The 13,594-nt window shown below is 73.2% G+C and carries 13 protein-coding genes; 3 read left to right on the top strand and 10 right to left on the bottom strand.

Annotation, left to right across the window (positions count from 1 at the left end):
* Nucleotides 1-33: 33 nt before the first annotated feature.
* From prcA to AC1DWH_RS17950, 7 genes are all read right to left on the bottom strand, one after another.
* On the bottom strand, nt 34-735 hold the full coding sequence (prcA, locus tag AC1DWH_RS17980; protein ID WP_477094835.1) for a proteasome subunit alpha: 702 nt from the start codon (nt 733-735) through the stop codon (nt 34-36).
* Nucleotides 732-1,565, bottom strand: a complete 834-nt coding sequence (gene prcB / locus AC1DWH_RS17975) for a proteasome subunit beta (RefSeq protein WP_477094834.1) — start codon at nt 1,563-1,565, stop codon at nt 732-734. The genes prcA and prcB overlap by 4 nt, the downstream gene beginning before the upstream one ends.
* 6 nt (nt 1,566-1,571) lie before the next feature.
* Nucleotides 1,572-1,769 (bottom strand): ubiquitin-like protein Pup, encoded by a 198-nt coding sequence (locus AC1DWH_RS17970; RefSeq protein WP_456844882.1) that lies wholly within the window; start codon nt 1,767-1,769, stop codon nt 1,572-1,574.
* Between the two features lie 167 nt (nt 1,770-1,936).
* Nucleotides 1,937-3,544, bottom strand: coding sequence for a depupylase/deamidase Dop (gene dop, locus AC1DWH_RS17965; protein WP_477094833.1), 1,608 nt, complete (start codon nt 3,542-3,544; stop codon nt 1,937-1,939).
* Between the two features lie 46 nt (nt 3,545-3,590).
* Complete coding sequence (gene arc, locus AC1DWH_RS17960) at nt 3,591-5,225, bottom strand: proteasome ATPase (RefSeq protein ID WP_477094832.1); 1,635 nt, start codon at nt 5,223-5,225, stop codon at nt 3,591-3,593.
* A 149-nt stretch (nt 5,226-5,374) separates the two neighbouring features.
* Nucleotides 5,375-6,388, bottom strand: coding sequence for a tRNA (adenine-N1)-methyltransferase (locus AC1DWH_RS17955; protein ID WP_456844879.1), 1,014 nt, complete (start codon nt 6,386-6,388; stop codon nt 5,375-5,377).
* Between the two features lie 11 nt (nt 6,389-6,399).
* The gene (locus AC1DWH_RS17950) at nt 6,400-7,533 is read right to left on the bottom strand and encodes a site-2 protease family protein (RefSeq protein WP_477094831.1); all 1,134 of its coding nucleotides are present in this window, start codon (nt 7,531-7,533) and stop codon (nt 6,400-6,402) included.
* A 164-nt stretch (nt 7,534-7,697) separates the two neighbouring features.
* On the opposite strand from AC1DWH_RS17950, the gene AC1DWH_RS17945 reads away from it, so the two are divergent.
* Complete coding sequence (locus tag AC1DWH_RS17945) at nt 7,698-8,567, top strand: RecB family exonuclease (RefSeq protein ID WP_477094878.1); 870 nt, start codon at nt 7,698-7,700, stop codon at nt 8,565-8,567.
* An 18-nt stretch (nt 8,568-8,585) separates the two neighbouring features.
* Here the strand turns inward: AC1DWH_RS17945 and AC1DWH_RS17940 are convergent, their stop codons facing one another.
* Nucleotides 8,586-9,278: an HAD family hydrolase gene (locus AC1DWH_RS17940; RefSeq protein WP_456844877.1), complete on the bottom strand. Its 693-nt coding sequence runs from the start codon at nt 9,276-9,278 to the stop codon at nt 8,586-8,588.
* 92 nt (nt 9,279-9,370) lie between these two features.
* Between AC1DWH_RS17940 and AC1DWH_RS17935 the strand changes: the two genes are divergently transcribed.
* Entirely contained in the window at nt 9,371-10,228 is an 858-nt protein-coding gene (locus AC1DWH_RS17935; RefSeq protein WP_456844876.1) for a PAC2 family protein, read from the top strand.
* 107 nt (nt 10,229-10,335) lie between these two features.
* Here AC1DWH_RS17935 and mshC read toward each other — a convergent pair whose 3' ends face one another.
* Complete coding sequence (gene mshC, locus AC1DWH_RS17930) at nt 10,336-11,595, bottom strand: cysteine--1-D-myo-inosityl 2-amino-2-deoxy-alpha-D-glucopyranoside ligase (protein ID WP_477094830.1); 1,260 nt, start codon at nt 11,593-11,595, stop codon at nt 10,336-10,338.
* A 56-nt stretch (nt 11,596-11,651) separates the two neighbouring features.
* On the opposite strand from mshC, the gene AC1DWH_RS17925 reads away from it, so the two are divergent.
* Nucleotides 11,652-12,656 (top strand): CorA family divalent cation transporter, encoded by a 1,005-nt coding sequence (locus AC1DWH_RS17925; protein WP_456844874.1) that lies wholly within the window; start codon nt 11,652-11,654, stop codon nt 12,654-12,656.
* Between the two features lie 13 nt (nt 12,657-12,669).
* Here AC1DWH_RS17925 and AC1DWH_RS17920 read toward each other — a convergent pair whose 3' ends face one another.
* A complete protein-coding gene (locus tag AC1DWH_RS17920; RefSeq protein WP_477094877.1) occupies nt 12,670-13,560 on the bottom strand; it encodes an undecaprenyl-diphosphate phosphatase in 891 nt (296 codons plus the stop codon).
* Nucleotides 13,561-13,594 lie beyond the last annotated feature (34 nt).

The raw sequence follows: 13,594 nt of genomic DNA, 5'->3' as shown, positions 1-13,594 counted from the left end.
CCGTGCTCCCTTCCGTCGCCCGGTCCGCTTCCCTCAGTCTGCGCCCAGCAGGTCCTCGAGCAAGGCCCCGGCCAGGCGTCGGAACGTCCGGCGTGGACGCGTCCGGTCGAGCACCGCGACCTCGAGCTGCGCCGCCGGGATCGTGCGGGCCTCGCCGCCGTCCTCGGTCGGGGAGCCGAGCGTCCGCACCGCCAGCGCCAGCACCTCGGGCAGCGTCAGGCCGGCCCGCCACTCGGTGGCCAGCAGCCCGCCGAGGCGCTCCGCCTGCCCACCCATGACCACGTAGCCGTGCTCGTCGGTCACGGAACCGTCGTAGGCCAGCCGGTAGATCTGGTCGCCCGCGGCCGCGCGTCCCACCTCGGCCACGACGATCTCGACCTCGAGGGGCTTCGACTCCGTGGTGAACGTGGTGCCCAGCGTCTGGGCGTAGGCGTTGGCCAGCCCGCGCGCCGTGACGTCCTCACGGTCGTAGGAGTAGCCCCGCAGGTCGGCGTAGCGCACGCCCGCCACCCGCAGGTTCTCGAACTCGTTGTACTTGCCGACGGCCGCGAAGCCGATGCGGTCGTAGATCTCCGAGATCTTGTGCAGCGCGCGCGACGCGTTCTCCGTGGCGAACGCGATCCCGTCGTCGTACTGCAGGACCACGACCGAACGGCCGCGCGCGATGCCCTTGCGCGCGTAGTCGGCCCGGTCCTTCATGAGCTGCTCGGGCGAGACGTAGAACGGCATGCTCATCGCGCACCTCCGCGGCCCTCGTGCGAGCGTCGGCGTTCCCGCTCGACCTGCTCGGCCACCGCGGCCAGGTCGGCGTCGCCGACCCGCAGGTAGCCGGACTCCGTCACGGTCGCGACGACCGGCCAGATGCCCCGGGTGTGGTCCGGACCGCCGGTCGCCGAGTCGTCGTCGGCCGCGTCGACCAGCGCCTCGACCGCCACCCGCACGGCCGCGGCGGCGTCGAGACCCGGCCGCCAGAGCTTCTTGAGCGAGCCGCGCGCGAACACCGAGCCCGAGCCCACCGCGTGGTGGTCGTGCTCCTCGTACCGGCCGCCGGTGACGTCGTAGGAGAAGATCCGGCCGATGCGCCGGTCGAGGTCGAAGCCGCCGAACAGCGGGACGACCGCGAGCCCCTGCATGGCCAGGCCAAGGTTCCCGCGGATCATCGTGGCCAGGCGGTTCGCCTTGCCGTCGAGCGAGAGGAGGCTGCCCTCGATCTTCTCGTAGTGCTCGAGCTCGAGCTGGAACAGGCGCACGAGCTCGACCGCGAGGCCCGCGGTGCCGGCGATGCCGACCGCGGAGTACTCGTCGGCCGGGAAGACCTTCTCGATCTCCCGGCTCGCGATCATCGAGCCCATGGTCGCCCGACGGTCGCCCGCCATGACGATCCCGCCGTCGAACGCGAGCGCCAGGATCGTGGTGCCGTGCGGCGCCTGCACGTCCCCGGAAGGCCGGTTACCGGGCAGCAGCTGCGGGGCGTGGCTGGAGAGGAACTCCACGAACGACGACGAGCCCGGCGTCGTGAACGCGTGCGGCAGCCGCCCGGAGGCGGACGTGTCGTGAGAACTCATCGGCGCTCACTGCCCGCCCTTCTGGACGAACCCGCGCACGAACTGCTCGGCGTTGGACTCCAGGACGTCGTCGATCTCGTCCAGGAGCGCGTCGACCTCGGCATCGCGGGCCTGCGCGCTCGGCGCGGCCGGGGCGGGAGTGTCCGGCGCGTCGTCCGGCTCCTCGTCCTCGCGGCGCGGGCGTACGTGTTCCTGACCAGCCATGGTGACCTCCCGGAGTTCCGGACGACGTTCTGGTGCCCACCCTAGGCCCATCCTCCGACGTCCTCGGGTCACGTGCCGAGGCGCGGACGGGCGAACGGGCGAACGTCGGGCCCGCTCGGGCTCGGCCGTCGGCGGAGGCTCCGGGACCCGTGCGAGGCGGTGCTCGCCTACGCGCCCAGTGCGTCCAGCAGAGTGGCGGCGTCGGGGCTGCGGTCGAGCAGGGCGCCCACGTGAGCGTGCGTCCCGCGCAAGGGGTCGCGCATCGGCACGCGCTGGAGCGTGGCGGCGCCCGGCACGTCGAACACCACCGAGTCCCAGCTGGCCGCGGAGATCTCCCCGCCGTACCGCGCGACGGCCTCGCCGCGGAAGTAGGCCCGGGTGTCACGCGGCGGGTGCAGGACCGCGTCGGCCACCTGCTCGGCGCTGACCAGCAGCTCGACCGCCCCCGCCTGGACCAGTCGGTGGTAGAGCCCGCGCTCGGGCCGGACGTCGGACCACTGCAGGTCCATCGCCGCCAGCCGCGGGTGGTCCCACGCCAGGCGGTCCCGGCGCCTCATGCCCTCGAGCAGCCGCAGCTTGGCCAGCCACTCGACCTCGCGCGCGCAGGAGGCCGGATCGGTGCCCAGCCGGTCGAGCACCGACTCCCACCGGTCCAGCACGTCGGTGGTCTGCGGGTCGGGCTCGTCGCCGACGTGCGCGAGCGCCGCACGCACCGCGTCCAGGTACTCGCACTGCACCTCGAGGGCCGTCAGGCGGCGCCCGTCCGCGAGCTCGATCCGGGTGGTCAGCGTCAGGTCGTGGCTGACCAGGTGGACCGCGTGCACCGGGTCGCGCAGCGTCAGGCGGTCGATCGCGGCGAGGGCTCCCCCGGCGCCGCCCTCGGCGACCGCGCGCTCGATGAGCCAGAGCACCAGCGACGTGGTGCCGAGCCGCAGGTAGGTGGCCACCTCGAGCATCGTCGCGTCGCCGATGATCACGTGCAGGCGCCGCCACCGGTCCGGGTCTGCGTGCGGCTCGTCGCGCGTGTTGATGATCGGGCGGCGCAGCGTCGTCTCCAGCCCGACCTCGGCCTCCATGTAGTCCGCACGCTGCGACAGCTGGAAGCCGGGCTCCTCGCCGCGCTGGCCGAGCCCGACGCGGCCCGCACCGGTGAACACCTGGCGCGTGACGAAGAACGGGATGAGCCGGGCGGCGAGGTCGCTGAACGGGACCGCGCGGTCGACCAGGTAGTTCTCGTGCATGCCGTAGGTGGCGCCCTTGCCGTCCACGTTGTTCTTGTAGAGCGCGACGTCGGGCAGCGCCGCGGTGGACGCCAGCGCACGCACCGACGCGAGCATGACGCGCTCGCCCGCGCGGTCCCACCGGACCGCGTCGAGCGGGTTGGTGACCTCCGGCGACGAGTACTCGGGGTGGGCGTGGTCGACGTACAGGCGCGCGCCGTTGGTGAGGATCACGTTGGCGGCGCCCGGGTCCTCGTACTCCTCGGTCGCCGCACGCGGCAGGGGCTGAGGCCCGTCGCCCGACGGCGCCGGCTTCTCGGGGTCGTCCGTGAGCAGCGACGGGTGCGCCGAGGCGCGCTGCAGGTGGAAGCCGCGGGCGTCGTGCAGCGGGTCCTCGTCGTCGTAGTCCCAGCGGGCCTTCGTGCGGGCGCCCTCGCGCGCGGCGGCGTGCACCGCGACCACGTGGCTGGACAGCAGCATCGGGTTGGCCAGGGGGCGTCCGGGCTGGAGGATCCCGTACTCGGTCTCGATCCCCATCACGCGGCGCACGGTCACGTGTCCACCCTAGGGCGGTGCGACCGTGCGCCGTGTCGCGCGTCCGTCAGAGGTACTGCCCCGTGCTGGTGACCGTCTCGATGGTGCGCGAGCCCTCGGCACCCTTCTTGCCCTGCACGATCGTCCGGATGAAGACGATGCGCTCGCCCTTCTTGCCGGAGATGCGCGCCCAGTCGTCCGGGTTGGTCGTGTTGGGCAGGTCCTCGTTCTCGCGGAACTCGTCGACGCAGGCCGTGAGCAGGTGGTCGACGCGGATGCCGCGCTGGCCGGTGCTCAGGAAGTCCTTGATGGCCGACTTCTTCGCGCGGTCGACGACGTTCTGGATCATGGCGCCCGAGTTGAAGTCCTTGAAGTACAGGACCTCCTTGTCACCGCTGGCGTAGGTGACCTCGAGGAACCGGTTCTCGTCGCTCTCGGTGTACATCCGCTCGACGACACGGGTGATCATCGCCTCGACGGCGGCCGTGGCCGACCCGCCGTGCTCCGCGATGTCGTCCGGGTGGATCGGCAGCGTCGGCACCAGGTACTTGCCGAAGATCTCGCGAGCGCCCTCCGCGTCGGGCCGCTCGATCTTGATCTTCACGTCGAGCCGGCCCGGCCGCAGGATGGCCGGGTCGATCATGTCCTCGCGGTTCGAGGCGCCGATGACGATGACGTTCTCGAGCCGCTCGACGCCGTCGATCTCGCTCAGCAGCTGCGGCACGATCGTCGTCTCGACGTCGCTGGAGACCCCCGTGCCGCGGGTGCGGAACAGCGACTCCATCTCGTCGAAGAACACGACGACCGGGTGCCCCTGCGACGCCTTCTCGCGCGCCCGGGCGAAGATCAGCCGGATGTGCCGCTCGGTCTCGCCGACGTACTTGTTGAGCAGCTCCGGGCCCTTGACGTTGAGGAAGAAGCTCTTGGTGTCCGCCGTGGACTCCCCGCGGGCCGCCGCGGCCGTGGCCGCGAGCGAGTGCGCGACCGCCTTCGCGATGAGCGTCTTGCCGCACCCGGGCGGGCCGTAGAGCAGCACGCCCTTCGGCGGCTTGAGCCCGTGCTCGAGGAACAGCTCAGGGTGCAGGAACGGCAGCTCGACGGCGTCGCGGATCGCCTCGATCTGCGGGCCGAGGCCACCGATGTCGGCGTAGTCGATGTCCGGGACCTCTTCGAGCACCAGCTCCTCGACCTCGGCGCGCGGGATCACCTCGAACACGAAGCCGCTGCGCGAGTCGATCGTCAGCGCGTCGCCGATCCGCACGCCGGTGTCCAGCACCTGGCCGGCGAAGCGCACGACGCGCTCCTCGTCCCCGCGCCCGACGACGAGCGCGCGGTCCGGGCCGAGCAGCTCCTTGACCGTGACCAGCTCGCCGACCTGCTCGTACCCGCCGGCCTCGACCACCGTCAGGGCCTCGTTGAGCATGACCTCCTGCCCGGGAAGCAGGCGGGCGACGTCCAGCGACGGGCTGGCGCCGACGTGCATCTTGCGGCCCGACGACACGATGTCCACCGTGCCGTCGGCGCGGGCGCCGAGGAACGTGGCGTACGTGCCGGGGGGCTTGGCCAGGTCGTCGACCTGCTTCTTGAGGTCGATGATCTGCTCGCGGGCTGCGACGAGAGCGTCGCTGAGACGCTCGTTCTTCGCCGCCAGCACGCTCAGCTCTCGGTGCAGGTCCCGCCCAGGGGCAGCCGGATCGGTCATCTCGTCGGCCTCCGTTCCGCGTCGCGCGTGGTCGTCACTCCGTTCCCACCGTGCACCGCGCTGTGCCTGCTGGTCCGACGACCCTAACCACCAGTGTCAACACTCACGGGCCCGACGCGCTCAGAGTTCTCGACGGGCGGACATCCCGGTCACGGGGTGGGGGGCGCCTGGCCGACGTCGCGGCGCGCGCGGCGCAGCTTCTTGTCCGAGACCAGCCGCTCCCCCATGGCCTCCGGCGACCAGAGCTCGGAGTCGTCCACCGCGGGAGCGCCGTCGGCAGCCACCGGGTACGCGCCCTTGGCGGGTCGACGACGACGCTGCGGGGCGTCCACGCCGTCCGCGAGACGCCGCGTGGTCAGCAGGAAGCCGGTGTGCCCGATCATCCGGTGCTGGGGTCGGACGGCCAGCCCCTCGAGGTGCCAGCCGCGGACCATCGACTCCCACGCCTCCGGCTCCGTGTAGCGGCCGTCGGTGCGGATGTCCTCGGCCAGCCGCGACAGCTGCGTCGTCGTGGCGACGTACGAGATGAACACGCCGCCGGGCGCGAGCGCGGTCGCGACCGCGTCGAGGTTCTCCCACGGCGCCAGCATGTCGAGCACGACGCGGTCGACGCTGCCGGGCTCGGCCACGGTCGGCAGGACGTCGGACAGGTCGCCGACCGACAGCTCCCACGCCGGGTGCGGACCGCCGAAGAAGCCCTCGACGTTGCCCCGCGCGATCGCTGCGAAGTCCTCGCGACGCTCGATCGAGTGCAGCGAGCCGCCGTCGCCGACCGCACGCAGGAGCGACATCGTGAGCGCACCGGAGCCGACACCGGCCTCGATGACGCGGGCGCCCGGGTAGATGTCCGCCATCGCGACGATCTGGCCGGAGTCCTTGGGATAGACGACGGCCGCGCCGCGCGGCATCGACAGCACGTAGTCCGCGAGCAGGGGGCGCACGGCGAGGTACTCGATGCCGGCGGTGTTGCGGACGACGGACCCCTCGGGCGCACCGAGCAGCAGGTCGTGGCTCAGGTAGCCGCGGTGGGTGTGGAACGAGGCTCCCTCGGCCAGCGTGATCGTGTGCAGCCGGCCGCGCGGGTCGGTGAGCTGCACGCGGTCGCCCGCGCGGAAGAGGCCGCGACGCTGCGCGGCCCCGGTGGACGTCTGGTCGGGGTTCACGGTCCCCGAGTCTAGGAGCGGATGGCGGCCACGACGTCCATCGCGCGGATCAGGCCGACCACGCGACCGTCCACGACCGCCGCCACGACGGGCGAGTGCTCCGTGGCACGCCCGACGGCCGTGACCAGGTCCTGCCCGGAGAGGGTGCCGTCGACGACGGCGCCGACGGGGAGCGGGACGGCCACGCTGGTCACGGCGGTGGTCCCGGCGACGTCGGTGGGGACCGAGGCCGCCGCGGCGCGGTCGACGTACGCCGAGGGTCGGCCGTCCGGAGACAGGATGACGACCTCGTCGGCCCCCGCTGCTGCCGCGAGAGCGCCGGCGTGCGCGATCGACTCCGTGTACCCGACGCCCACCGCCCGCCGGCCGACGGACGCCACCGTGAGCTGCCCGACGGCCTTCTGCGACCGCCCTCCGCGCACCGCCGCGGACGCCCCCGACCACAGGAACGCGCCGATGAGGGCCGCCCAGACCACGTCGGGCAGGCTCGGCTGGCGGCCCTGCATCAGGGGCAGCACCAGCGCCCACGCGAAGAACGCGACCGCCACGCCGCGCCCGACCCAGCCGGCCGCGACCGTCCCCGTGTGCCGGTTCTTGGTCACCGCCCACACGGCAGCCTCGAGCAGGTACCCGCCGTCGAGCGGCAGGCCGGGGACCAGGTTGAACAGCCCGACGAACGCGTTGGTGACGCAGCCGGACCACAGCAGCAGGCCGACGAGGCTCACCGCGTCGGTCGGCCGCGCCACCGCGTAGAAGCCGGCAGCCAGCACGAGGTTCGCGATCGGGCCGACGACGGCGATGAGCGCGCTGCTGGCCGGGGTCGGCGTCGCGCCGCCGAAGGCCGTGTGCCCGCCCCAGAGCGTGAGGACGAACTCCCGCGGCTGCTGCCCGCGCGCCCGGGCCATCAGCCCGTGGGCGAGCTCGTGCACGAGAACGGAAGCGAACAGCAGGACGACGAACCCGAGCGCCACCAGGTAGACGAGCGCCCCGAGGTTCTCCGACCGCGCGCGCACGCTCGGCGCGAAGATGAGCGTGAGCACGACGGCGGCGATCAGCCAGCTGGGCGCCAGGATGATCGGGGCGCCGACCACCCGGCCGATCACCCAGCCGGACGTCCGTCGTGCCGGGGGTCGCGGGGTGCTCACCGGTCCAGCGTAGGTGTCGGGTCGGTGGGTCGACGGGCCGGTGTGTCGGTGGCGGCGCCTACGCTCGACCCGTGACCGTGCAGCACCTCGACCAAGACGCCTCCGACGCCGCCCCCGACCCCGCGCCCGACGCCGTGGCGGGTGCCGACGACGCCGTCGAGGAGCTGGTCGAGGCGGCCGTCGAGGAGGCCGCGTCGCCGCGTCCGCCGTCGCGCCCCGGGCTGTCGCCGTCCCGCGCCAACGACTTCCTGCAGTGCCCCCAGCTCTTCCGGTTCCGCGTGATCGACCGCCTGCCCGAGCCGCCCAGCTCGGCCGCGGCGCGCGGCACGCTCGTGCACGCCGTGCTCGAGCACCTCTTCGACCTCCCCGCCACCGAGCGCACCCTCGCCGCCGCGCACGGGCTGCTGCCGGAGCAGTGGGCCGCGCTGCTCGAGAGCAACCCGGACGTCGGCGAGATGTTCGCGGAGCCGGCCGACCTGGCCGAGTGGCTGACCAGCGCCGAGGCCCTGCTGGCGACGTACTTCACGCTCGAGGACCCGACGCGCATCGAGCCGCGCGAGCGCGAGCTCCTGGTGTCGACGGAGCTCGAGGAGGGCGGCCCCCTGCTGCGGGGCATCGTGGACCGCGTCGACGTCGCGCCCAACGGGTGGGTCCGGGTGGTCGACTACAAGACCGGCCGGTCCCCGCGCGCAGGGTTCGAGAGCTCGGCGCTGTTCCAGATGCGCTTCTACGCCTACGTCATCTGGCGCACCCGCGGGGTGCTGCCCAAGCGCCTCCAGCTCGAGTACCTCGGCGACGGCGTCATCCTCACGCACGAGCCCACCGAGCAGGAGATGGCCACCATCGAGGCCCGCGTGCGGTCCATCTGGGCCGGCATCGAGGACGCTGCCCGGTCGGGCGACTGGCGTCCGCGGACCTCGAAGCTGTGCGACTGGTGCTCGTTCAAGGCGCTGTGCCCGGCGTTCGGCGGGACACCGCCGGAGATCCCCGCCGGGGCGGTCGAGCGGTCGATCGGCGTCGTCCCCGCCGCCTGAGCGGACGGCCGGGGACGGTCAGCCCGCGTGCAGCCGGTCGAGCACGTCCCCCTGCGCGATCCGCGTCAGGTCGTCCACCGTCAGGTCGGTCAGCGTGGAGACCCTGCTGAGCCCGGGCCGGGCGACGACGGCCTGCATCACCTCGACGGCGAGCACCCGCGCACCCGAGGCCACGGCCGAGGCGACGCCCGACCGGGAGTCCTCGACGGCCACGCAGGTCGCGACGTCGACCCCGAGGCGCTCGGCCGCCAGCACGTACGGTTCCGGGTCCGGCTTGGGGCGGCTCACCTCGTCGCCGCTGACCACGACGTCGAACAGGCCGACCGCCGCGGCGAACGGCTGAGCCAGGACCGCGAACGACGAGGTGACCAGCGCCATCGGCACCCCGGCGGCGGCCACCTGCTCGAGCAGCTCGCGGGCGCCGGGCTGCCACGGGATGCCAGCGGCGACACCGGCGGCGACCCGGGAGTTGAGGAAGTCGACGATCTCCTCGGGAGGCAGGTCGACCCCCCGGTCCCGCAGCGCCTGCGCGCTGACCAGCATCGGGTTCCCCACCAGGGACAGCCCGTCCTCGTGCGTCCAGACGCCGCCGTGGGCCTCGACCAGCTCGATCTCGGCGGCGATCCAGAACGGCTCGGTGTCGATCAGGGTGCCGTCCATGTCCCAGAGGACGGCAGACGGCGCGGCGAGGTCGGCGGAGGTGCGGGGCATCGGTCCATCGTACGAGGCGACGACGCGCCGCTTCCGACGCGCGCGGGCGGTCCGTCCGCGGCGGGCGCTCCCCCGCGCTCTAGGCTGATCCGATGAGCGAGACCCCGCCGGCCGACCTCCCCGTCCGCGAGACCGTGCTCCTCGCTGCGTTCGAGGGGTGGAACGACGCCGGGTCGGCGGCCACCCAGGCGCTCGAGCACCTGCACGAGGTCTGGGACGCCGAGCAGGTGGACGAGCTCGACCCGGAGGAGTACCACGACTTCCAGGTGAACCGGCCGGTCGTCGGCCCCGGCCCGGACGGTCGCCGCGAGATCACGTGGCCGACCACGGCCGTCGCCGTCGCCACGGCCCCTTTGACCGGCCGGCGGGTGGTCCTCGTGCACGGCATCGAGCCGTCGATGCGCTGGCGCCGGTACTGCACCGAGCTGCTCGACATCGCGGCGGGTCTGGGCGTCGACGCCGTCGTCACGGTGGGTGCCCTGCTGGCGGACGTGCCGCACACGCGGCCGATCCCGGTCAACGCGACCAGCGAGGACGCGGACGTGCGTGACATCTTCGGCCTGGAGCCCAACACGTACGAGGGGCCCACCGGCATCGTCGGCGTCCTGCAGCACGAGGCCGCGGCCCGAGGCCTGCGGGCGATGTCGCTGTGGGCCGCCGTGCCGCACTACGTCGCGCACCCGCCGTCCCCCAAAGCCACGCTCGCGATCCTGCACCGGATCGAGCAGCTGCTGGGCGAGCCGGTCCCGCTGGGCGAGCTGCCCGACGACTCCGCCGCGTGGCAGCACGGGGTCGACGAGCTGGCGGCCGAGGACTCGGAGATCGGCGAGTACGTGCACCAGCTCGAGGAGGCCAAGGACACGGCCGACCTGCCCGAGGCCAGCGGCGAGGCGATCGCCCAGGAGTTCGAGCGCTACCTGCGCCGCCGCGACAAGGGCACCGGCGGCTGACCGACCCACTCCGACCCCGTGCAGACGCAACGGGGTGGGAAGACCCGGGACGTCCGTACATCCGGTCGCCCCGGCGCTCGAACGTGCGGACGCTGCGGTCTGGCCGGCTAGAGGCGGACGCCCAGCAGCGCGTCGAGCAGCCGGCCGATGATGCCGGGGGCGCCCTCGACGGGCTCGGCGGTGCCGGCGAGCGCGAGGTCGGCCCAGGCGTCGACTGCCGCGAGGGCCGAGGGGGTGTCGAGGTCGTCCGCGAGTGCGACGCGCACGGCGGTGAGGGTGGCGTCGGCGTCGGGGCCGCCGTTGCCGGAGACGGCCCGGCGCCAGTGCTCCAGCCGCTCCTGGGCGGCGTGCAGGCCGTCGTCGGTCCAGTCCCAGTCGTCGCGGTAGCGGTGCGCCAGGATGGCCAGCCGCACGGCCATCGGGTCCACGCCGTCCTCGCGCAGGCGGGAGACCAGCACGAGGTTGCCGCGGGACTTGCTCATCTTGTGGCCGTCGAGCCCGACCATGCCGGTGTGCAGGTGGACCCGGGCGCCCCGGCCCGCGTCGAGCAGACGGGCGTGCGACGTGCTCATCTCGTGGTGCGGGAACAGCAGGTCCGAGCCGCCGCCCTCGACGTCGAAGGGCAGACCGAGGGCGTCACGGGCGATGACGGCGCACTCGATGTGCCAGCCGGGCCGGCCACGCCCGAGCGAGCCGCCGTCCCAGGCGGGCTCACCGGCCCGCTCACGGCGCCACAGCAACGGGTCGAGGGGCGCGCGCTTGCCGGGGCGCTCGGGGTCCCCGCCACGCTCCTGGGACAGGGTGCGCATCGTGTCGTCGTCGAGCCCGGCGACGGCGCCGAAGTCGATGTCCGCCGAGAGGTCCGCGTAGACGTCCCCGAGGCCGTCGTCGGCGAGGGCGTCGGGCGTCGGGACGCGGTAGGCGGCGCCGGCCGTGAGCAGGACCTCGACGGCCTCCACGACCGCCGGGATGACTTCGACCACGCCGGAGTACACGTCGGGCGGGATGACGGCCAGCGCGGTCATGTCCTCGGCGTACAGGGCGGTCTGCTCGGCGGCCAGGTCGCGCCAGTCGACGCCCGTGGCCGCGGCGCGCTCGAGCAGCGGGTCGTCGACGTCGGTGACGTTCGAGGCGTACCGCACGCGGTACCCCGAGTCCCGCCATGCGCGTCCCAGGACGTCGAACGCCACGTAGGTGGCGGCGTGGCCGAGGTGCGTCGCGTCGTACGGGGTGATGCCGCAGACGTACAGCGTGGCGTCCGGTCCGGCGGCGGCGACGACCAGCCGGTCGGTCGAGGAGTCGCGCACCTGGACCGGGAGGCCACGTCCGGGGAGCTGCGGGATGAACGGGGGCGGCCAGGTGAGCACGGCGGAAGCCTAACCGCGTCCCGGCACCTGACAGCGCGCGGGTCCACAATGCCGAGGTGAGTACCGAGCCCCTGACCCAGCCCGACGAGCGAGTGTGCGTGGAGACGCCGGGCGGCTGGCAGCGCGCCGAGACGGGCGCCCGCACCCGAGGGGCGCGCTGGGTGATCGTCCCGATGGACGACCTGACGGACGCGGCGCGCCGGTACGGCATCAGCGAGCAGGCGATCGCGCTCCTGGAGCACCGCATGCCGGGCACCCACCCGCCGGTCCCGAACCACGCCCAGCGCGCCCGACTCGACCGCTCGCCGGACGGGGAGCTCCTCCTGACCACGCCCACGCTGTCCTACGTCGAGTCGACGCACGACGTGCACACCGGTGCGCTCACGAGCATCGTCGGCAAGGACGTCGTGATCATGGCCGAGCTGGGCGGCGCGGGCGTCCTCGACCGCGCCCTGGCCAAGCTGACCGGTGGGTTCCCGGTGCCCGACGAGGGCGTCCACCAGGTCCTCGCCGTCGTCGTCCTGACGCTCGTCGCGGAGGCGTCGGACGTCGAGATCGGCCTGGGCGACGCCGTCGCGGACGCGGAGCGCCTCGTGTTCTCCACCGCCCGGCACCACAACCCGCTCGAGACGATCTACGACCTCAAGCGCGAGATCGCCGAGGCGCGCCGCGCGCTCAGCCCGGTCACGTCGGTGCTGCCCGAGCTGATCGCCGAGGCCGAGGAGGCACCCGGCCAGCGCCAGTCCCAGCCGTGGCTGCGCCGGGCGGAGGCCTGGGTGGACCGCCTCGACAAGCACCTCGACGGCTACGACGACCTGCTCAGCGACATGCTCTCGGTCCACCTGTCGCAGGTGTCCGTGCGGCAGAACGAGGACGTCCGCAAGATCTCGTCGTGGGCCGCTATCGCCGCGGCGCCGACCCTCGTCGCCAGCATCTACGGCATGAACTTCGAGCACATGCCCGAGCTCGACTGGACCTACGGGTACCCGCTGGCCATCCTCGCGATGGGCGCTGTCTGCTTCACGCTCTACCGGCTGTTCCGGCGGTCCGGCTGGCTGTGATCCCTGGTCCGCGCTACGGCGTGACGGGGGCGCTGTTCGCGTCGAGCACGCCCGTGAGCAGCAGGATCACCACGAGCGCGGCGAGCCCGAGCCGGTAGTAGACGAACGGCTTGTAGCTGAACGTCGAGACGATCTTCAGGAACACGATGATCACGAGGTAGCCGACGACGAACGCGACGAGCGTCGCGACGAGGGTCGGGAAGAACCCGGGTGTGCCGCCCTTGCCGAAGTCGTCCACGCTCTTGGCCAGCTGGAACAGCCCCGACCCGAACACCGCGGGGATGGCCAGCAGGAACGAGTACCGCGCGGCGGCGCTGCGGGTGTAGCCCATGAGCAGCCCGCCGGTGATGGTGCCGCCCGAGCGCGACACGCCGGGGATCAGCGCGAGGGCCTGCCAGAAGCCGAACTGGACCGCGTGCCGACCGGTGAGCTCCGTGAGCTCGCGCTGCTTGGCGCCCCTCTTGTCGGCCCAGCCGAGCACCAGGCCGAAGCCGGCGAGCGTCAGCGCGATCAGCCACAGGTTGCGGAACGTCTGCTCGATCGCGTCCTGGAACGCGAGGCCGAGCACGATGATCGGCAGCGAGCCGAGGGCGATGAACCACGCCATGAGGGCGTCGTGGTCGGCCGGCTGCCCGGGCGGTGCACCGGCGCGCGACCGCCAGTCGGTGCCGAGGTCACCGCGCAGCGCCCGCCACCACGAGGTGAGGATCCGCGCGATGTCCCGCCGGAAGTACAGGAGCACGGCGGTCTCGGTGCCCAGCTGCGTGATCGCCGTGAACGCCGCCCCGGGATCGCTCGAGCCGATGAGCTCCCCGACGATGCGCAGGTGCGCGCTCGAGGAGACCGGCAGGAACTCGGTCAGACCCTGCACGAGCCCCAAGAGGATCGCTTCACCCAGTCCCATCGCGTCCGTCACGAGCGGAACGATAGCGGGGGTG

It is taken from the genome of Cellulomonas sp. P2_F12 (assembly GCF_056403775.1).
Note: the sequence above shows the minus strand (reverse complement) of the source record. Positions and strands in the feature narration are given on the sequence as shown.